General features: G+C 61.5%; 19 protein-coding genes. 7 read left to right on the top strand and 12 right to left on the bottom strand.

Translation table 11 applies throughout. The features are described from left to right. The first annotated feature begins 67 nt into the window (after positions 1 to 67). The 5 genes from petA to ACI3KW_RS09025 all read left to right on the top strand — a co-directional run bounded on the left by petA (position 68) and on the right by ACI3KW_RS09025 (position 3,634). Entirely contained in the window at positions 68 to 598 is a 531-nt protein-coding gene (petA, locus tag ACI3KW_RS09045) for a ubiquinol-cytochrome c reductase iron-sulfur subunit (protein ID WP_390888772.1), read from the top strand. A gap of 14 nt (positions 599 to 612) precedes the next feature. Beyond that, complete coding sequence (locus ACI3KW_RS09040; RefSeq protein ID WP_113120950.1) at positions 613 to 1,863, top strand: cytochrome b N-terminal domain-containing protein; 1,251 nt, start codon at positions 613 to 615, stop codon at positions 1,861 to 1,863. Between the two features lie 17 nt (positions 1,864 to 1,880). Further along, a complete protein-coding gene (locus tag ACI3KW_RS09035; protein ID WP_113120951.1) occupies positions 1,881 to 2,726 on the top strand; it encodes a cytochrome c1 in 846 nt (281 codons plus the stop codon). 143 nt (positions 2,727 to 2,869) lie between these two features. Further along, on the top strand, positions 2,870 to 3,064 hold the full coding sequence (locus ACI3KW_RS09030; protein ID WP_404847792.1) for a hypothetical protein: 195 nt from the start codon (positions 2,870 to 2,872) through the stop codon (positions 3,062 to 3,064). A 36-nt stretch (positions 3,065 to 3,100) separates the two neighbouring features. Continuing rightward, positions 3,101 to 3,634 carry an adenine phosphoribosyltransferase gene (locus ACI3KW_RS09025; protein ID WP_113120953.1) on the top strand — a complete coding sequence of 178 codons (534 nt, stop codon included), beginning with the start codon at positions 3,101 to 3,103 and terminating at the stop codon, positions 3,632 to 3,634. 12 nt (positions 3,635 to 3,646) lie between these two features. Here the strand turns inward: ACI3KW_RS09025 and ACI3KW_RS09020 are convergent, their stop codons facing one another. The 7 genes from ACI3KW_RS09020 to ACI3KW_RS08990 form a co-directional block, all read right to left on the bottom strand. Next, positions 3,647 to 4,048: a GFA family protein gene (locus ACI3KW_RS09020; RefSeq protein WP_404847791.1), complete on the bottom strand. Its 402-nt coding sequence runs from the start codon at positions 4,046 to 4,048 to the stop codon at positions 3,647 to 3,649. Positions 4,049 to 4,114: 66 nt separating this feature from the next. Beyond that, on the bottom strand, positions 4,115 to 4,507 hold the full coding sequence (locus ACI3KW_RS09015) for a VOC family protein (protein WP_404847790.1): 393 nt from the start codon (positions 4,505 to 4,507) through the stop codon (positions 4,115 to 4,117). A gap of 124 nt (positions 4,508 to 4,631) precedes the next feature. Continuing rightward, entirely contained in the window at positions 4,632 to 5,651 is a 1,020-nt protein-coding gene (locus ACI3KW_RS09010; RefSeq protein WP_404847789.1) for a TerC family protein, read from the bottom strand. A 383-nt stretch (positions 5,652 to 6,034) separates the two neighbouring features. Further along, the gene (locus tag ACI3KW_RS09005; protein ID WP_404847788.1) at positions 6,035 to 6,379 is read right to left on the bottom strand and encodes a hypothetical protein; all 345 of its coding nucleotides are present in this window, start codon (positions 6,377 to 6,379) and stop codon (positions 6,035 to 6,037) included. 32 nt (positions 6,380 to 6,411) lie between these two features. After that, positions 6,412 to 6,969, bottom strand: coding sequence for a MaoC family dehydratase (locus tag ACI3KW_RS09000; RefSeq protein WP_404847787.1), 558 nt, complete (start codon positions 6,967 to 6,969; stop codon positions 6,412 to 6,414). After that, complete coding sequence (locus tag ACI3KW_RS08995) at positions 6,966 to 7,445, bottom strand: MaoC family dehydratase (protein WP_404847786.1); 480 nt, start codon at positions 7,443 to 7,445, stop codon at positions 6,966 to 6,968. The genes ACI3KW_RS09000 and ACI3KW_RS08995 overlap by 4 nt, the downstream gene beginning before the upstream one ends. Positions 7,446 to 7,508: 63 nt before the next feature. Then, positions 7,509 to 8,381 carry a helix-turn-helix domain-containing protein gene (locus ACI3KW_RS08990; protein WP_404847785.1) on the bottom strand — a complete coding sequence of 291 codons (873 nt, stop codon included), beginning with the start codon at positions 8,379 to 8,381 and terminating at the stop codon, positions 7,509 to 7,511. A 105-nt stretch (positions 8,382 to 8,486) separates the two neighbouring features. On the opposite strand from ACI3KW_RS08990, the gene ACI3KW_RS08985 reads away from it, so the two are divergent. Next, positions 8,487 to 9,941: an alpha-glucosidase/alpha-galactosidase gene (locus ACI3KW_RS08985; RefSeq protein ID WP_404847784.1), complete on the top strand. Its 1,455-nt coding sequence runs from the start codon at positions 8,487 to 8,489 to the stop codon at positions 9,939 to 9,941. A 177-nt stretch (positions 9,942 to 10,118) separates the two neighbouring features. Here ACI3KW_RS08985 and ACI3KW_RS08980 read toward each other — a convergent pair whose 3' ends face one another. From ACI3KW_RS08980 to ACI3KW_RS08960, 5 genes are all read right to left on the bottom strand, one after another. Then, positions 10,119 to 11,486 (bottom strand): alpha-glucosidase/alpha-galactosidase, encoded by a 1,368-nt coding sequence (locus tag ACI3KW_RS08980; protein ID WP_404847783.1) that lies wholly within the window; start codon positions 11,484 to 11,486, stop codon positions 10,119 to 10,121. A 17-nt stretch (positions 11,487 to 11,503) separates the two neighbouring features. After that, on the bottom strand, positions 11,504 to 13,171 hold the full coding sequence (locus ACI3KW_RS08975) for an ABC transporter ATP-binding protein (RefSeq protein WP_404847782.1): 1,668 nt from the start codon (positions 13,169 to 13,171) through the stop codon (positions 11,504 to 11,506). 10 nt (positions 13,172 to 13,181) lie between these two features. Beyond that, positions 13,182 to 14,324 (bottom strand): ABC transporter permease, encoded by a 1,143-nt coding sequence (locus tag ACI3KW_RS08970; protein WP_404847962.1) that lies wholly within the window; start codon positions 14,322 to 14,324, stop codon positions 13,182 to 13,184. Positions 14,325 to 14,380: 56 nt separating this feature from the next. Continuing rightward, on the bottom strand, positions 14,381 to 15,385 hold the full coding sequence (locus tag ACI3KW_RS08965) for an ABC transporter permease (protein WP_113120962.1): 1,005 nt from the start codon (positions 15,383 to 15,385) through the stop codon (positions 14,381 to 14,383). Positions 15,386 to 15,449: 64 nt separating this feature from the next. Next, complete coding sequence (locus tag ACI3KW_RS08960) at positions 15,450 to 17,543, bottom strand: ABC transporter substrate-binding protein (protein ID WP_113120963.1); 2,094 nt, start codon at positions 17,541 to 17,543, stop codon at positions 15,450 to 15,452. Between the two features lie 159 nt (positions 17,544 to 17,702). Between ACI3KW_RS08960 and ACI3KW_RS08955 the strand changes: the two genes are divergently transcribed. Next, positions 17,703 to 18,632 (top strand): helix-turn-helix domain-containing protein, encoded by a 930-nt coding sequence (locus ACI3KW_RS08955; RefSeq protein ID WP_404847781.1) that lies wholly within the window; start codon positions 17,703 to 17,705, stop codon positions 18,630 to 18,632. The last annotated feature ends 164 nt before the right edge of the window (positions 18,633 to 18,796 follow it).

Genomic DNA, 18,796 nt, shown 5'->3' with positions numbered 1-18,796 from the left:
TGATTCCGCTTATGCGTGAGAGGCCCTGCCGCTACCGGCCGCGTTGGGCGTGTATTGTACGGGGATCGTGACCTTGGCTACGCAAGCAGAACATTCAACGACGCGGCGGGACTTCCTGTATGTCGCAACCGGTGCCGTTGGTGCCGTGGGCGCGGCGGCAGTGGTCTGGCCGCTGATCAACCAGCTCAATCCCGATGCGTCGACCCTGGCGCTGGCCAGTATCGAGTTCAATCTCGCCAATATTCCAGAAGGCCAGTCGGTGACGATCACCTGGCGCGGCCTGCCGGTTTTCGTGCGGCATCGCACCCAGGCCGAGATCGACGAGGCCAAGGCGGTTCCGCTGGCCGACCTCAAGGATCCCGAGACCGACGAGCAGCGCACCAAGCCCGGCCACGAAGAATGGCTGATCATGATCGCCAATTGCACCCATCTCGGTTGCGTGCCGATCGGACAGTCGGGCGATTTCGATGGCTGGTTCTGCCCTTGCCACGGTTCGCACTACGATAGCGCCGGCCGCATCCGCCGCGGCCCGGCACCCAAGAATCTTGTGGTGCCGCCTTATGAATTCATCAGCGATACGCTGGTCCAGATCGGTTAGTGGGGGCTTTTCCGATGTCAGAACATTCGACTTACGTTCCAGGAAATGCCGCCGAAAAGTGGCTCGACGAGCGCCTGCCCGTCGTCAGGTTTGCCAAAGAGCACCTGATGGATTTCCCCACGCCGAAGAACCTCAATTACTGGTGGACCTTCGGGGCTATTCTGGTGATGTGCCTTGGCGTGCAGATCGTCACCGGCATTATCCTGGCCATGCATTATACGCCCAATGTGGCGCTGGCCTTTGACTCGGTCGAGCATATCCGCCGTGACGTCAATGGTGGCCGCATCATCCAGGCGGTCCACTCGGTGGGCGCCTCGATGTTCTTCGCGGCGCTCTACATCCACATTTTCCGCGGCATGTTCTTCGGCTCCTACAAGGCGCCGCGCGAGATCCTGTGGATCCTGGGCGTCGTCATCTTCATCCTGACCATGGCCACGGCCTTCATGGGCTATGTGCTGCCCTGGGGCCAGATGAGCTTCTGGGGCGCCACGGTTATCACCAATATCTTCTCGGCAATCCCGGTGGTGGGCGAGAGCCTGCTGCAGCTGCTGCGCGGTGGTTTTGCCGTGGGCAACCCGACGCTCAACCGCTTCTTCTCGCTGCATTACCTGCTGCCGTTCATCATTGCGGCGGTCGTGGTGCTGCATATCTGGGCGCTGCATGTGCCGGGCAACAACAACCCGATCGGCGTCGAGGTCAAGGACAAGCGCGATACCGTGCCCTTCCATCCGTATTATACGATGAAGGACGCCTTCGCGATGGTGCTGTTCATGATCCCGTTCGCGTGGTTCGTGTTCTTTGCCCCCGACATTCTGGGCCATCCCGACAATTACATCATGGCCAATAGCCAGGTGACCCCGTCCCATATCGTGCCGGAATGGTATCTGCTGCCCTTCTACACCATCCTGCGCGCCATCGACTTCAACGTGCTGTTCATCAACTCCCAGCTTGGCGGCGTGATCGCCATGGGCCTGTCGATGCTGGCGCTGCTGGTGGTGCCGTGGCTGGATACGAGCAAGGTTCGCTCGGGCACGTTCCGCCCGATGTTCAAGTGGTTCTACGCCCTGTTCGTGCTCGACTTCATCGCCCTGGCGTATCTGGGTGCGCAGGAAGCCGCCGAGCCCTACACGACGCTGGCCAAGGTGTGCACCGGCTACTATTTCCTCCACTTCTTCGTCATCCTGCCCGTGTTGTCGCGCATTGAGGTTGCCAAGCCCCTGCCGACCAGCATTTCCGAGAGCGTTCTCGGCAAGGCACATTCGTGAAAGGCGGGGCGGGTTCAATGTTGACGTTCAAGACCATCATCGCTGCTGTCGCTATCGCCGCCGGCATGGCTGCAGCGCCGGCCTTCGCTGCCGAAGGCACCGCGCCGCCGGTGCCCAAGGAAAGCTGGAGCTTTGCCGGCATTTTCGGCACCTATGACCAGAACCAGCTGCAGCGCGGCTTCCAGGTGTTCCGCGAAGTCTGCTCGAACTGCCACAGCGCTCGGCTGCTGGCGTTCCGCAATCTTTCCGAAGAAGGCGGTCCGGGCTTCACCGAAGGCCAGGTCAAGGCGCTGGCGCTCGAATATGACGTGGCCGATCCGACCGCCGATGGCGGCACCCGCAAGGCCGTGGCGGCCGATCGCTGGCCGTCGCCCTTCGCGACCGACCAGGATGCCCGCGACGCCAATGGCGGCGTCGTGCCCCCCGATTTCTCGGTGCTGGCCAAGGCCCGTGGCATCAAGGACGCCTTCCCCTGGTGGATCACCAATTACTTCACCGGCTATTCCGAAGGCGGCCCGGACTATATCCACGCGCTGCTGAACGGCTATCACGATGAAGCGCCCGAAGGGTTCGATCTGCCCGAGGGTAAGCATTACAACGATTACTTCCCCGGCCACTCCATCGGCATGGGCCCGCCGCTGCAGGACGATCTGGTGGCCTATGAAGCCGCCGAAGGCCAGGAGCCGGTGCCGATGACGGTCGAGCAATATTCGCACGACGTCGCCGCGTTCATGATGTGGCTGGCCGAGCCGGGCCTGGTCTCCCGCAAGGAGACCGGCTTCAAGGTGCTGCTGTTCCTCATCGCCTTTGCCGGCCTGATGTGGGCCACCAAGCGCAAGCTGTGGCAGGGCATCGAGCACTAAGCTCGTCGCAACACGATTTCGCAAAGGGCTCCCTCGGGGGCCCTTTGTTTTTGCCGCGGTCACATCGGCTTCAGGGCTCTTGCCAAGAGCGCGCCGGGCCGCAATATGATATCAATAGCCAAATCAATCGCGAGGCCGCCGACATGTCCGCAGTTCGCATCGCCGTGACATTTGTCAGCGCCGCCATCACCGTCAGCCGCCACCCCGTGGTGCGCGCCGGTGTGCGGGCGGTGGTCAGCAATCCCAAGGCGCGCGAAACGGCTATCGGGGTGACCCGCTCGGCCGCCTATAATGCCGGCGTGATCGCGCGACACATCATGGGCCGCCGCGCTCCCTGATTTTTCAAAACCAATTATCCAACTTGCAGGATTGCGATGACGCTCGACCTCAAGGCCCTTGTGCGCACGATTCCGGACTATCCGAAAAAGGGCATCCTGTTTCGCGACATCACCACGCTGATCGAGCATCCCGAGGGCTTCAAGGCCAGCATTGAGCAGATCGCCGAAGCGCATCGCCATCTGGGCGTCACCCATGTCGCCGGGATCGAAGCGCGCGGCTTCATCTTCGGGGCCGGGGTGGCGATTGCGCTGGGCGTCGGCTTCATCCCCGTGCGCAAGAAGGGCAAGCTGCCCGGCGAAACTATCGGGCAGAATTACGCGCTCGAATATGGCGTTGATACGATCGAGATCCATGCCGACGTGCTCGACGCCGGCGACACGGTGCTATTGGTCGACGATCTTATCGCCACCGGCGGCACGGCCATCGCCGCCGTGGGTCTGCTGCGGCGTACTGGCGCGACGGTGGCCAACGCGGCCTTCGTCATCGACCTGCCGGACCTCGGCGGCGCGGCAAAGCTCGAGGCCGAGGGCGTGGAAGTCTCAACGCTGATGGCGTTTGCGGGGCATTGAGGGCACGATGCCCTACCAGCTCTTCCGCCCATCCATCTTCTCGATCACCAGGCTCGACAGGTCCAGTTCGTCCACCAGCCGCAGATTGACCGCATAGGTCCGCGCGGTGGGGAAGCTGTTGGGGTCGCCGTTCTTGGGCGTGCCGTCGCTATTGTACATCGAGGCCCAATCGGGAGAATCGCCCCAGGTTTGGATGCCGCAATTGGCGCAGAAATGGTGCAGGTTCATGCCGCCGCTGGCCGAATAGGTTTTCTCGGCGGTCGCCGAGAGCATCTTCAATTCGCCTTCGCCGAAATAGCCCCAGACCGCGCCGGTCCTGTGGCAGAAGCTGCAATTGCACTCCTTGGCAGAGGTCGGCAGATGGGGCAGTTCGATTCTGGTCTGGCCGCAGTGACAGGTGGCGATGACGGACATGGCGTGGCTCCGAGCTGTGATAGGCGCCAGCATGGCCATGGGCCGTGACATTCCGTGTCAGCAGCGTTATGCCGCCATGGCCTGGCGCTGGTCGACGAGGCAGAACTGGTTGCCCTCGGGGTCGCGCATCACGGTATAGGTGGGCAGCACCCGCACGATTTCGGCTCCTGCGGCTTTGAGGCGTTCCACCTCGTTGCCGCGCTCGCTCACCGCAATATCGAAATGCACGCGATTATTATCATAGCGCCGGCCTTCCACATTCTGGAAGCAGATGCTGGGGCCTGGGCCATCCACCATCACGGTGGGGTCGGTTTCCGGCGTCAGCCCGAGCGCGGCGAGCCGGGCGATTTCGGCCTCGTCATAGTCCCGCACGGCATAGCCGTCGAGCATCTCGGCCCAGAACTGGGCCAGTTTGGCCGGCTTGTCGCAGTCGAATACGATTTCCTGGATGGCACCCATGCCTTGGCTCCTGTGGTCGTTTCTTTTTCGTTAAACCGGAATTAAGGCAAGACTGGGCAAGCGAAAGGCCCGGCGCAAGGGGATGCGCCGGGCCTCGTGAAGCGTATTTGTCAGCGCCGGAGCGTTACGGCTCAAGCTGACCGGTTTCGGGCCGCTCTTCGGCGCTGATATCGGGCTCGTTGCGCGTCTTGTAGAGCGAGAAGATAATCCCGCCCGCCAGAATGCTGACGGTGACCAGCAGCGAGAGCAGCGTATCGATATGGATATGCAGCGGCACAAGGAAGATCTTGATGCCCACCAGCACCAGGATGATCGCGAGCGACACCTGCAGATAACGGAAGCGGTTCATCGCCGCGGCCAGCGCGAAATACAGCGAGCGCAGACCCAGAATAGCAAAGATGTTGGACGTGTAGACGATGAAGGTGTCCTGCGTCACGGCGAAGACAGCGGGCACGGAGTCGACGGCAAAGACCAGGTCGACCACTTCCACCATGATCAGCGCGACAGCCAGCGGGGTCAGCCAGGTGACGATCTTGCCGGTCTTGGGGTCCGGCTGCTTGACTGTGAAGCTGCGGCCATGCAGCTGTTTGGTGACCCGGAAACGTTTAGTAATGAACTGGAAGATCTTGTTTTCTTCCAGGTTCGGTTCTTCATCCTTGTGGGTGAACATGCGGATGCCGGTGAACACCAGGAAGGCGCCAAAGCCGAACAGGATCCAGTTGAATTCATTGACCAGAGCCGCGCCGAGCCCGATCAGGATGGCGCGGAACAGGATGACGCCCAGAATGCCCCAGAACAGCACGCGGTGCTGGTAGATGCGGGGAATGGCCAGGAAGCCGAAAATGGTGGCGATGACGAACATATTGTCCATCGCCAGGCTCTGTTCGAGCAGATAGCCGGTATAGAATTCGAGACCGGCCTCAGCGCCACGCTGCCACCAGACCCAGCCACCAAAGGCCACGGCAATCAGCACGTAGAAGCCGTATAGCGTCAGGCTCTCCTTGGCGCCGATCTCGTGCTCATCCTTGTGCAGGACACCGAGATCGAAAACCAGCAGAGCGATCACGATCGTAATGAACGCGATCCAAAAATAGACGGGAGTACCTAGAAAATCACCCGATAGGGCGGCAAGAAGCGATTCCATCGCCGGACCATCTCCATGAGAAAATTGGAGCAGCTCCGACATCGCGAGAGCATCATCACTCTCGCCAGAGGGGCCCGGCGCCGCGTGTTAATAATGCGCGTAGGGCGAGAGAAATTCAAGCCCCCGTCTGTTTTGGGGTGATTTTCGCGCCTCGATCTGGCCCGCCGTCAGACCACCCGCGGTGAGAATGGCATGGTAGGTTTGGCAGTTAGGTGTGGAGACTAAAACCAGCACTGTTCTCCCTCGGGCTTGACCCGAGGGCCACTCGCCGCTTGTGCCGGGTTGAGGACGACCCTCGGGTCAGGCCCGAGGGAGAGCGGTGGGTGGGGCGATTTGGGGGTGCTGCCACAGAAGTATGTGCGGTTTGGCGGGCAGAAAGTGCCCTACCGCGGTGTACACAACATCACGATGGCATCACCAGTTTCCAGCTGCATGGCCACGCCGTGATTGGGATCAGGAATCACCCGCCCGGCCTGCACATTGCGGGCGGCGCGCAGGGGGCCGTCGCTGAAGCCGACCCCATCTTGATAGCCCATGATGGCGCCCGTCCCCGAGGATGGGTCGCCAAAGGTGGTCGAGGCGAAGCCATAGACCGAGCCATAGATGGTCAGGATGCCGACGCGGGCGGCATTAGTGTCCCGGCACGACCAATTGCCCTGAAACTGCTGGGCAAAGCTGGGCGTGGCGGCAAGGGCGAGGAGGCTGGCGGTGAGGGCGATTCGGCGCATGAGCCGCAGAGTGAAGTGGCGCGCTGTCGCATTCAAGAGCGCCGCTTGAGCAATCCGCCGATCAGGGGCAATCTGGTGAGCGCGAGCAACACTCGCTGGCTGGCCGGCGCGCGGTAGTCACGCAATTTGGAAAAGCCCACCACTTCGGCCGTGTAGACCAGCTCGCCGCGCTGATTGGTGGCGGTGATGCGGTTGAACAGCAGGCCCCAGCCGGGAATCGAATTGGAGGCGCGCTTGTCGGTCACCACCAGCTCATAACTCACCGTATCGCCCGGCCGCACCGGCACCTTGAAGTCCATGGTATTGACGCCCGGCGAAGGCCCGGAGATGCCCGGTTCTTCCCCCAGTCCGCGCAAGCGCTGCTCTTCGGCATCAAGCGCGTCGACCATGCGGCGATGGCCGACGCTGACCGTGTGCCACCCGCTGGCGACCAGCCCGCCGAAATGGCTGTGCTTGGCGGCCTCGGGATCGAGATGGAAATATTGCGGATCATAGAGGCTGGCAAAGCGGATGATTTCGTCAGCGGTAAAGGTGTGGCTGCCGAGCGGAAATATCTCGTTCAGCGCGATATTCTCGAACCAGCGGGTCATGCTGCGGCTTCCGCATTGCGCGTCTCGACCAGATTGGCCAGCCGCATGGTCAGTACCGGCTTGCCCTGCTGGTTGCGGATGTCAAAATCGAGCGTGACAATGCCCCATTGCGGATGGCTGGCGGAGCGGCGCAGTTCGGTGATTTTTACTGTGCCGCCGATCGTGTCATCGACCATGACCGGGTTTTTCCATTTCAGATTGGTGAAACCTAGTCCGCCGGTCGAGGCAATCTGGCTCAGGAAACTGTCGACCAGCATGCGCAGGCTCAGTGCCCCGGTCTGCCAGCCGCTCGATGCCAGCCCGCCCAGCAGCGACGCCTTGGCGGCTTTTTCATCAAGATGAAAGGGCAGGGGATCGAATTCGCGAGCGAATGTCGTGATCATCTCGCGGGTCACCTTGGTGTGGCCCAGCGCGATGACTTCGCCCACGGCAAGGTCCTCGAAATGGCGGCGATCGCGGGTTACAGGATTGGTCATCGAACTTCCCTATACGTCAACGCCTTTTGCACCCTTTTCCAGGTTGGGGCAAGCGCTGGACCCTCAGATGCCGGTCGGCAGACGCCGGCTGACGCGATAGTCGAGCGGGGTCATGCCGCGCAGGCGCCGGAAGGCTTTTGCCAGGTAATTGGCGTCGCTGAAGCCGGTCAGCGCGGCAATGGCGCCGATCGTCATGTCGGTGGCGACCAGCAGCCGTTCGATCCGCTCGATGCGCCGCTCCTGCACGAAACTGGAGGGCGCTAGGCCCGTGGCCAGGGTGAACTGGCGGACAAAATGGCTCCGGCTCATCTCGGCCAGGGTGGCGAGCCGATCGACATTGAGCGTACGGTTGAGGTTGGTGTCGATATAGGCAACCACTCGCGCGATAGCGGGCGGCAGGGTGAAATCGGGCGCCGTGTCGGTGCCGAACACCCCGTCATGCAGGGCCGCCATGGCGCCATAGGCGGCGCTCGATGCCTCGCCCGGAGAAATGCCAGGCCGGTCGATCAGCGTATGGCAGGCCAACGCCAGGCGGTCGACAATGCTGGGCGGCAGGGTAACGACAGGGCCGGCGGCGTCGATAATCTCGCGGGCGAGGCGTAGCGCTTCCCGCCCGTTCAGCACCATCCAGAAATATTCCCAATGCCCGCCCCGCTCCAGCCAGTAGCGATGGGCATGGGGCAGGCTGAGCACCATGGTTTGCCCCGGCACCAGCCGATGCCGAACCCCGGCAAAATCGAGCCGGCCTTCCCCCACAATAGTGTGCTGGATGACCAGGAATGGTGCGCTGCCGCGCTGCAGCCCGTCCCAGGAATAGACTTCATTGAGCCGCTGCTCATAGCCGGCACTGATCGCCATGCAATGGAGTGGCACGGCGCTTTTGGGGAGCGTCAGGGCGCGGACTTTATGGCCGTAGTCGATGAGCTGTTTGAGCACAAAATTACCCGCAATGGCACAAGGTTTCTCTAGCACCAATGCGGCGTTCAACGCTAGCAGTGTGCTAACCAATTCGCAGTGTGTGCTGCGTCCCGGAGGAACGTCATGTCATTCAAAGTTACCGTCATCGGCGCCGGCTCGGTCGGCTTCACCAAGACGCTGATTTCGGACCTGCTCAAGGTTCCCGAATTTGCCGATTGCGAATTCGCGCTGACCGATATTAATCCGCACAATCTGGACATGGTCCACCAGATCATCGCCAAGATCGTCTCGGTCAATAATCTGCCGGCCAAGGTGACGGCCACGACCGATCGTCGCGCCGCCATTACCGGCGCCCGCTACATCATGAGTTGCGTTCGCGTCGGTGGGCTTGAGGCCTTTGCCTCCGACATTTCGGTGCCGCTCAAATATGGCGTCGACCAATGCGTGGGCGACACGCTCTGCGCCGGCGGCATTCTCTATGGCCAGCGCAACATCCCAGTGATCCTTGAATTTTGCAAGGATATCAAAGAAGTAGCCGAGCCTGGCGCAGTGTTCCTCAACTATGCCAACCCCATGGCGATGAACACCTGGGCAGCCAATGCCTATGGCGGCGTGCAGACCATTGGGCTGTGCCATGGCGTGCAGCATGGGGCACATCAGATCGCCCAGGTGCTGGGTGTGGCCGATAGCGAGCTCGATTATGTGTGCTCCGGCATCAACCACCAGACCTGGTATATCGATATTCGCGCCAAGGGCCGCAAGATCGAGAAGGACGAGCTGATCGCCGCTTTCGAGGCCCATCCGGTCTATTCCAAGCAGGAAAAGGTCCGCATCGACGTGCTCAAGCGCTTCGGCGTCTATTCCACCGAGTCCAATGGCCACCTCAGCGAATACCTGCCCTGGTATCGCAAGCGCCCGGAAGAAATCTCCAAGTGGATCGACATGAGCGACTGGATTCACGGGGAAACCGGCGGCTATCTGCGTTATTCGACCGAACGACGGAACTGGTTCGAGACCGATTTCCCGATGTTCCTCGAACAGGCCGCCAAGCCGCTTGACCAGCATAAGCGCACGTCCGAGCACGCTTCCTACATTATCGAGGCTATGGAAACGGGCCGCGTCTATCGCGGGCATTTCAACGTGCGCAACAATGGCATCATCACCAATCTGCCGGACGATGCGATCATCGAAAGCCCCGGTTTTGTTGACCGTTTCGGCCTCAACATGGTCGAAGGCATCACCCTGCCACTGGCTTGCGCGGCCACCTGCTCGGCCTCGATTTCGGTGCAGCGCATGAGCGTGGAAGCCGCCATGACCGGCGATATCGACATGCTTAAGCTTGCCGTGCTGCACGATCCGTTGGTCGGCGCCATCTGCACCCCCGATGAAGTCTGGCAGATGGTGGACGAACTGGTCGTCACCCAGGCCCAGTGGCTGCCGCAATACAAGGACGCCGTTCCGGCCGCCAAGGAGCGGCTCGCTAAAGGCACCGTCAAGACCAAGGACTGGGAAGGCGCCGCCCGCAAGAAGGTTCGCTCCGTGGAAGAATTGCGCGAAGTCGTGGGCGGGCACCACTAAACCTCAGATCACCGGCATCTTCTCCCGAAACGGGCGCTCCACGAGCGCCCGTTTTGCTATTTCGGGGTGAGCACAAAGTTACCCTTTGACGGTGGAGTGCTGGCGCGGAGGCGCTAAAACCAAACGGCCCCAGCGCAGAGCGCCGGGGCCGCTTTTTGGAAGCAGGGGAGGTTAGCGTCAGGCGACGCGCTGCTTCCGGGAGCCACGAGCCCATTCCGGCAACATGGTGCCATGGGCTTCAAGGAGATCGTCAACCAGGTTCCAGATCTGGTCGAGATCGAGTTCGGCGGCGGTGTGGGGGTCCATCATCGCAGCGTGGTAGATGTGCTCGCGATTTTCGGTCATCAGCGCCTGAACGGTCAGTTCCTGCACATTGATATTGGTGCGGATCAGCGCGGTCAGTTGGGGCGGCAGGTCGCCGATAAAGGTGGGCTGCAGGCCATTGCTATCGACCAGACATGGCACTTCCACGGCTGCATTGTTGGGCAGGTTGGTGATGACGCCGTTGTTGCGCAGATTGCCGTAGATCACCGAGGGCTCGCCGGTCCAGACCGAGTTGACGATGGAGGAGGCGTATTCCTTGGACTGCTGAACCTCGATGCGGTCAGCGTTGCGGTAGTCCTCGGAGGTCTTTTTCCACTTGGCGATCTGCTCGACGCAGCGCTTGGGATATTCGTCGAGCGGGATGCCGAACTTCTCGATGATGTCCTCGCGGCCTTCCTTGATGAAATAGGGCGTGTATTCGGCGAAGTGCTCGGAGCTTTCGGTGACGAAATAGCCCAGGCGCGTCATCATTTCGTAGCGCACCTTGTTGGGGCAGCGCGGGTTCCAGGTCGGCTTGGGGGCGCGGCCTTCGGCATAGGCTTTGAACAGGTCCGGGTAGAGATCCTTGTAGGATCCGTCGGGCTGGCGATGCTCGAATTTGAGGTAGAAGGCCATGTGGTTGATGCCGGCCGAGCGATAGCGGATTTCCTCGTAGGGAATCTCGAGATCGTGCGCCAGTTCCATGGCCGTGCCCTGCACGGAATGGCAAAGGCCGACCTGCTTGATGGTGGGGTATTTCTCGGCAATGGCCCAGGTATTGATGGCCATCGGGTTGACATATTGCAGCATGATCGCCTCGGGCGCGACCTGCAGCATGTCTTCGCAGATGCTCCACAAATGAGGCACGGTGCGCAGGCCGCGCATGATGCCGCCAACGCCCAAGGTATCGGCAATGGTCTGGCGCAGATTATACTTTTTCGGCACGTCGAAATCGATGACCGTCGAGGGCTCGTAGCCGCCAATCTGGAAGCAGACGACGACGAAATTGGTGCCGTCCAGGGCCTGGCGCTGGTTGGAGTAGGTCTCGACCTTGGCCGGTACGCCCAGCGTCGAGATCAGCTTTTTGGCGATGACTTCGCTTTCTTCCAGCCGCGTGGGATTGATGTCCATCAGGCGGATGGTGGCGCCTGCGAGTGCCGGGCGCTGCAGGATATCGCCGACAATGTTCTTCATGAACACGGCCGATCCGGCGCCGATGAATGTGATCTTGGGGTTTGCCATTGGGGAATGCTCCAGCGTTAGGCGGCTATTTCGAATGCGGCGCGGACCAGCCGAGCCGTATATTCGGTTTGAGGATTGGTGAGGACATCGGCGACCGGGCCTTGTTCGACAATTTTGCCGTGTTGCATAACCATGACGCGGTGGCAGAGGGCGCGCACGACCTTGAGGTCGTGGCTGATGAACAGGTAGGAGAGGCCCTTCTCGTCCTGCAGCTTGCGCAGCAGATCGATGATCTGGGCCTGCACCGAGAGATCGAGCGCCGAGGTGGGCTCGTCCAGCAGGATGAATTCGGGCTCCAGCGCCACGGCGCGGGCAATGGCGATGCGCTGGCGCTGGCCGCCGGAAAACTCATGCGGGAAGCGGTTGAGAATGCCATCGGGCATGCCAGCATCCTTGAGCGCCTGGCGGACCCGATCGAGCCGCTCGCGGCCATTGGCCCCGATATTGTTGACGATCAGGCCTTCCTCGATGATCTGGCGGATCGACATGCGGGGATTAAGGCTGGCGAAGGGGTCCTGGAAGACGATCTGCATGCGGCTGCGCAGCGGGCGCATGGCGGCGCGATCGCGATCGTGGATCGGCTGGCCGTCGAAGAAGATTTCCCCGCCCTGATTGTTGATCAGCCGGATCAGGGCCTGGCCGAACGTGGTCTTGCCCGAGCCGGATTCGCCCACAATGCCGAGGGTTTCATGGCGGGCCAGCTTGATGTCGAGATTGTCGACGGCCTTGAGCTCGAAGAAATCGGGCTTGAAGAAGCCGCCGCGCTTGAGGGTGTAGGAGACCTTGACGTTCTTGCCTTCGAGCACTGTGTCCTGCTCACCGACCAAGGGATTGGCCGTGCCCTTGGGCTCGGAGGCCAGCAGGTGGCGGGTATAGGCGTGTTGCGGATTGGCGAACAAAGCCTCGGTGGCATTGTGCTCCTGCACGCGGCCATTCTGCATAACATAGACATAGTCGGAGAACTGGCGGACCACGGTCAGGTCGTGGGTGATCAGGATCACCGCCATGCCGTATTTGTCCTTGAGGTCCTTGAGCAGGTTCAGAATTTGGGCCTGCACCGTCACGTCGAGGGCGGTGGTGGGCTCGTCGGCGATCAGCACATCGGGGCGGTTGGCGAGCGCCATGGCGATCATGACGCGCTGGCGCTGGCCGCCCGAGAGCTGGTGCGGATATTGCCGCAACCGGGCACCGGGATCGGGGATCTGCACTTCCTCGAGCAGCTTTTCGGCGCGCTGCATGGCCTCTTGGCGGGAGATGCGATTGTGCAGATGCAGGATTTCGCAGATCTGCTGGCCGATGGTGTAGACCGGGTTTAGCGAGCTCATCGGCTCCTGGAAGATCATGGCGATATCATTGCCGCGCAGCTTGCGCATGTCGCGCTCGCTGGTGGCAACCACATTCTTGCCCGACAGCGTGATGCGCGAATTGGGCAGGATGGTTGCCCGCTTGGTCAAAAGCTTCATCAGGGTACGGGCGGTGACGGATTTGCCCGAGCCGGATTCCCCCACCAACGCGATGGTTTCGCCCTTGTGCAGCTGGAAGGATACGTCGTGCACGGCGTGAACCACGCCGCCCTCGACCTTGAAATCGACCCCGATATTGCGGGCATCAAGGATCAGCTCGCGGCCGTGGCTGTCGGCATCGTGGCGGGTATTGGAAACAGGCTGGTGATTGGTGTCTGGCATGGCCTGGTCCTCAATACGGATCGACGGCGTCGCGCAGGCCGTCGCCCAATGCGTTGAACGCAAAGACGGTGATCAGCACGAAGATGACGGGTGACAGGATCCAGGGATAGGAGCCGATCACCGAGAAGGAGCCGGTATCCTGCAGCATCAGGCCCCAGGAGATCAGCGGCGGCTTCACGGCAAAGCCGAGGAAGCCGAGGAAGCTTTCGAGCAGCACTACCGAAGGCACCGACAGCGTCACCGCCACGATGACGTGGCTGAGCACGTTGGGCAGGATGTGCCGGGTGATGATGCGCCCGTCGGATGAACCCACAGCGATGGCGGCGCGGACATATTCGATGCGGGCCAGCGAGAGGGTTTTGGAGCGCACTTCCCGGCTCAACTGCGCCCAGCCCAGCACCGCCATGACGCCGATGACGAAGGCGATGAAGACGTTGGAGGGCGCGGTGATGGGAATGAGCGAGGTCAGTGCCAGATAGAGCGGCAACTGGGGGAAGGCGAGGACGAATTCGACGAATTTCTGTGTCCAGCGGTCGAACCTGCCGCCCAGATAGCCTGAGGTAATGCCCACCAGCGTGCCGACCACAGTGGTCAGCAGCGTTACCACGAGGGCAATGGTGAGCGAGATGCGGGAGCCGACAATGCCGCGCGAGAGGATGTCGCGGCCGAACTTGTCGGTGCCCAACAGGTGGAAGGTCTTGGCCGGATCGGTGGGGCCGAAGAAATGGATATTGGCCGGGATCACCCAAAGGATGTGGTAGGCATAGCCCGGCACAAAGAAGCCCAGCTCGGTCGGGTTTTCATAATCCGGGCCGACAATGGGCTGGAAGGTGATGGGGTCGAGTTCCTCGCCTTCGCTGATCGGATAGACCACCGGAAGCGGGGAGAAGCTGCCATCGGCGTGGAAGAAGCTGATCGTGTCAGGCGGGGCAAAGCCGATATTGGTCTGCTTGGGATCGTGCGGGGCGAAGAAATCGGCAAAGACCGCGACGAGCAGCAGCAGCACGACCAGGATCATGCCGAGCATGCCCATGATGGAGCGGCGGAAGCGGCGCCAGACCAGGCTCGAATAGCTTTCGCTATTGGCGTAGCGCGGATTGATGGCGCCGGCGGAATTGACGTCGGCCTGTGACTCGGTGGCGGCGGTGGGCATGGCGGCGCCGGCATCGGGAGGCAGGGGGATGGATTGATCGATGGTATCGCGGGCCATCATGCGTCTCCCAGCCGGATACGGGGGTCAAGCACGGCCAGCATCATGTCCGAAATGATATTGCCGATGATCAGGGTGGTGGCGAGCACCAGCATGAAAGTGGCGGTGACCCAGACGTCGCCGACGGCCATGGAGCCGGTAATCGCCGGGCCCACGGTGGCAAGGCCAAAGACGATGGCGACTTCGATTTCGCCGGTCAGCATATAGGGCAGCACGACGCCCTGATAGGCGACGAGCGGATGCAGCGCATTGGGCACGGCATGCTTCATGATCACTGCGCCGTGGCTCAGGCCCTTGGCGCGGGCGGTTTCCACATATTGGGCATTGAGCACGTCGAGCAGATTGGCCCGCATTACGCGCATATTATAGGCCAGCCCGCCAAAGGTGGCGATGGCGATGACCGGCCAGACATGCTTGACCAGATCGACGAACTTATCCCAGCTCCAGGGAGCACCGCCATAGCGGGGCGAGAAGAAATTGCCCACATCCTGCACGCCCATGCGGAAGACCAGGAAATACATGATGACAATGGCCAGCAGGAACCGCGGGATGGTCATGCCGAGGAACGAGACGAAGCCGAACAGGGTATCGACCCAGGAATACTGACGGGTAGCGGCCACGATGCCCATGGTGATGCCGATGGCCGAGGCCAGGATATGGCAGGTCAGCGCCAGCAGGATGGTGGCGGGCAGGCGCTCGGCCACGACGGCGCCAACGGGCTTGTTGAAATAGAGCGAGTGGCCGAAATCGAAGCGGGTGATGATGCCCCAGATCCAGTTGACATATTGCACGGGCAGGGGGTCGAACAGGCCATTGGCGGCGCGATAGGCATCGGCCTGGGCCTTGGCAGCCTCGAAGGAAGCGCCGCCCTGATTGATGGCCATGGACTGGATATAGTCGCCATAGTCGCCGGGAGGCGCCTGGATGATGGCGAAGGTGACAAGGCTCAATACGAGCAGAATGGGTATCGCCGACAGGATGCGCGATATGAGGAAACGGATCATCTGGAGCGGCTCATCTTAAGTCTGTGGGTGACGAGGGGCCGGAGCCCCTCGCCGGGAGAAGAGCTTAGTTGCTCTTGATCGGACCATTACCGACGCCGGGGGCGCCCGGCAGGGTATCGGGGAACAGTTCGTTGGACGATTGCTGCTCGGCCGGAACATAGAGGCGTTCGCGGATCAGGCTGTCTTCGGCCCAGTTGAACTGCAGGATCGGGGTGCCCGGGGGCACGTTGACGAAGCGCTTGTTGATGATCAGCGCACCCGGATATTGGGTGAGGCCGATAGCAAACAGGTTCTCGGTATAGAGACGCTGGTAGGTCTTCATCAGCTCGATGCGCTCGGCCGGATCGGCCGTGGCGACGAAGCTGTTGACGGTGTCCACCATCTCCTGCTCGAAGGGCAGAAAATCCTGCGTGCCATCGGTGCCGGCGCGGTGGTTGTAGCTGATCTGGGGGCCGGTAGGCGCCAGGTTCTGCGTGTTCTGCACCACGGTGATCAGGTCGGCGCCGTTTCTAAGGACCTGCCAGTCGAACTTGCCAGCTTGATAGTTGGCATCGCGCTGATTGCCAGCCTGGAACTGCGCAATGACGCGCAGACCAAGGCGTTCCATCTGGGCGATCACGCCTTCGGCGAGGCTCTTGTCGGTCTGGTAGTCGGAGGTTGCCAGCAGGGTAATTTCGACATCCGCACCGCCCACCACATCGGCCGGGAAGTTGACGAAGCCATTGCCATCGGTATCGACCAGGCCGGCCTTTTCCAGCAGTGCCTTGGCGTCGTCCAGCGAGTACGGATAATAGACCGTGGAGTCATTGTCGTAATAGCTGGTCGGCGGCATCAGCCCGCCTGCGTAAGGCGTGGTGAAGGGGCCTTTGACCAGGGCTTCGCCCAGCGCCTGGCGATCAAGCGCATAGGTTACGGCTTTGCGGAAATCGAGATTGCGGTTGAGTTCGCGCACGGCCTGGCCGCGGGCATCTGGTTCGCCCCAGCCATTGGCCGACAGGTTCGGATAGAGCGAGTAGGAGATGGTGCGAGCGCCAAAGGCGAGACGGGCGGGCGCGGATTCTTCGGCCGAACGGCGGAGGGCTTCGACGAAGCTTTCCGGCTGTTCGAGATTGGACAGATCGCCCGAACCGGCCACGGCCTGCACGTCGCGGTCTGCCCAGGTGGACAGGCGATATTGCAGCTCGTTCAGGTAGGGGAGCTGGTTACCGTTCTCGTCGACCTTCCAGTAATAGGGATTGCGGCGCATCACGATGATGTCGTTGGCGCGATATTCCACCGGCGCCCAGGCACCCATGACAGGAATGTTGAGATATTCGGGTGGGAAGGCGTTCTTGAACTGGTCATAGGTCGCGCCATCCTTGTATTTGGGATGCTCGGCCTTGAGGATATGGCTCGGACCGGGGCAGAAATTGCCATAGGCCATGGCATAGAGATACTGGGTCGGCTTGACGTCCTTGAAGGTCCATTTGATCGTGTACGGATCGACCTCTTCAAGCGTGGTGCCGACGCCGAACGTCTCGGGCGAAGCGCCATTGAGCGGTGTGACCTGCGGATCGAGCAGCACGTCGTTCCAGTAGAACATGATGTCTTCGGCGTCGAAGGGGTCGCCGTCGGACCATTTGGCGCCTTCGATCAGGTGCATGGTCAGCTGATGGCCGTCTTCGGACCATTCCCAGCTCTTGGCGAGGTTCGGCAGGGGCTCGAGTTCCTCGGCCTTGACCTGGAACAGCGGGCCGGTGCGTGTCAGGCATTCGGAGAGGCCGATATCGATGCCGCCCCAGCCCTGGGTCTGGCCGGCGCTGTAGTTCCAGCCTTCCGGGCGACCGCCGATGACGTGGCGCATCACATCGCCATAGGTGCCGATGCCGTCGGGCATGTTGGCGGTCTTGTAGACCAGGGGTTCCTTGGGCAGGCGCTCGGCGACGGGCGGCAGCTTGCCGGCATCCACGAACGCCTTGACGTAGTCGGGCTCGTGATATTCAGGCAGCGCCTTGAATTCCTGGATATCCTTGATCCCCACGAAGGTGGGGACCTGCTGGGCGTCGAATTTCGGTGGTTCGGGCGGGGTGGTGGGGGCCACAGTCTGGGCTTGCGCCGCAAGAAGGGAAATACCCAGCATCAAGCCTGCCCCGCCAAGGGCAATAGCGTGTTTTCTCATAGTTCCTCCCATGGCAACGGACTGGCTTGAGCCAGAGGCCGAATATCCCATTCGAGCCCGTCTCCCGTGCAATGCTTGAATGGTACGCCTTGCCATGGCCGAAGCAATCCGGAATGATAGAGACTTCTTCCGGGTTTCTAAGATTTGGAAAATCGTGCAATGGACGAACTCAACGCCGCTGGCGACCTGGTCCGGCTGCCCAGGCAGCGGGCGCCGCGCCCCACGCCGCGGCCGGATCGCAGCTTTTATGCCTCGGGCAAGGCCTTTGGCCGCTTCGGCATGCGGGCCTTTACACCCCAGTTGATGGCGGCCGCCCACAGCCATGGTCATATCGAGTTCAACTGGCTCACGCACGGCACGATGGACTATTTGTTCGATGGACGGGCCATTACGGTGGGGGCCGATCGGCTGGTGGCGTTCTGGGCCGGTATTCCGCACCAGACCGTGGGGCTGAGCGGCGAGGCGATTGCCGGAAAACAGCACAATATCTACCTGCCGATGGATTCGTTCCTGCACATGCCGCAATTGGGACGGCTGACCGAAACCCTGATGGGCGGCGGGGTGATCCAGCTGCTGCCCGATGCCATCGGGCTCGACACGCTGGAGCGCTGGCACGGCGATTATCGCAGCGGCAATTCACTGCGCACCGATATCGTGCGGCTGGAAATCGGCACCATGTTCCGGCGGGCGGCCATTACCGGTTGGGACCTGCTGCTGTCGCCCTGGATCGAGCCGACTGGCAGCCGCACCCGCACCGGTTCGCCCGTGCGCTATGTGGTGCGCATGGTGCGGCATATCGTGGAGAACATCACCGAGCCACTGACCGCCGAGGACATTGCCCATGTGGTGGGGCTGCACCCCAATTACGCGACCAATCTTTTCACCAAGGTGATGAGCATTTCGGTGCAGAAATTCGTGGTCCGGATGCGGCTGATCCGGGCACGGTCATTGTTGTTTGACGGCAATACCTCCATCGCCAACGTGGCATTCCAGTCCGGTTTCGTCAGCCAGACCCAGTTCTACGAGCATTTCCGCAAGGCCTATGGCATGACGCCCAGCCAGATGCGCAAGGATACGATCGAGGGGTAGGTTTCTCCTCCGGACAGCCGAAAACGCCGCCCGGCCTGGTGTGGCGTCGCGGTTATACGGTAACGGGCGGCCATTGGACCTTCCGAAACAGATAGAGTGGGCCAATGGCCGCCCGTCACGATCCGCTTTTTATGCAGGGTCCGGTTCAGGCGGTACCATTCTTG

Origin of the sequence: Devosia sp. ZW T5_3 (genome assembly GCF_044987315.1) — a bacterium.
GTDB lineage: Bacteria > Pseudomonadota > Alphaproteobacteria > Rhizobiales > Devosiaceae > Devosia.
This window is presented reverse-complemented; position numbering and strand designations above follow the sequence as displayed.

Coding starts and splice junctions, on each gene's coding strand:
- ACI3KW_RS08955 (WP_404847781.1), top strand. CDS start 17,703: ATGGACGAACTCAACGCCGCTGGCGACCTGGTCCGGCTGCCCAGGCAG.
- ACI3KW_RS09040 (WP_113120950.1), top strand. CDS start 613: ATGTCAGAACATTCGACTTACGTTCCAGGAAATGCCGCCGAAAAGTGG.
- ACI3KW_RS09015 (WP_404847790.1), bottom strand. CDS start 4,507: ATGGGTGCCATCCAGGAAATCGTATTCGACTGCGACAAGCCGGCCAAA.
- ACI3KW_RS08985 (WP_404847784.1), top strand. CDS start 8,487: ATGTCATTCAAAGTTACCGTCATCGGCGCCGGCTCGGTCGGCTTCACC.
- ACI3KW_RS08960 (WP_113120963.1), bottom strand. CDS start 17,543: ATGAGAAAACACGCTATTGCCCTTGGCGGGGCAGGCTTGATGCTGGGT.
- ACI3KW_RS09025 (WP_113120953.1), top strand. CDS start 3,101: ATGACGCTCGACCTCAAGGCCCTTGTGCGCACGATTCCGGACTATCCG.
- ACI3KW_RS08965 (WP_113120962.1), bottom strand. CDS start 15,385: ATGATCCGTTTCCTCATATCGCGCATCCTGTCGGCGATACCCATTCTG.
- ACI3KW_RS09010 (WP_404847789.1), bottom strand. CDS start 5,651: ATGGAATCGCTTCTTGCCGCCCTATCGGGTGATTTTCTAGGTACTCCC.
- ACI3KW_RS08975 (WP_404847782.1), bottom strand. CDS start 13,171: ATGCCAGACACCAATCACCAGCCTGTTTCCAATACCCGCCACGATGCC.
- ACI3KW_RS09005 (WP_404847788.1), bottom strand. CDS start 6,379: ATGCGCCGAATCGCCCTCACCGCCAGCCTCCTCGCCCTTGCCGCCACG.
- ACI3KW_RS09000 (WP_404847787.1), bottom strand. CDS start 6,969: ATGACCCGCTGGTTCGAGAATATCGCGCTGAACGAGATATTTCCGCTC.
- ACI3KW_RS08970 (WP_404847962.1), bottom strand. CDS start 14,324: ATGCCCACCGCCGCCACCGAGTCACAGGCCGACGTCAATTCCGCCGGC.
- ACI3KW_RS08995 (WP_404847786.1), bottom strand. CDS start 7,445: ATGACCAATCCTGTAACCCGCGATCGCCGCCATTTCGAGGACCTTGCC.
- ACI3KW_RS09035 (WP_113120951.1), top strand. CDS start 1,881: ATGTTGACGTTCAAGACCATCATCGCTGCTGTCGCTATCGCCGCCGGC.
- ACI3KW_RS08980 (WP_404847783.1), bottom strand. CDS start 11,486: ATGGCAAACCCCAAGATCACATTCATCGGCGCCGGATCGGCCGTGTTC.
- ACI3KW_RS09020 (WP_404847791.1), bottom strand. CDS start 4,048: ATGTCCGTCATCGCCACCTGTCACTGCGGCCAGACCAGAATCGAACTG.
- ACI3KW_RS09030 (WP_404847792.1), top strand. CDS start 2,870: ATGTCCGCAGTTCGCATCGCCGTGACATTTGTCAGCGCCGCCATCACC.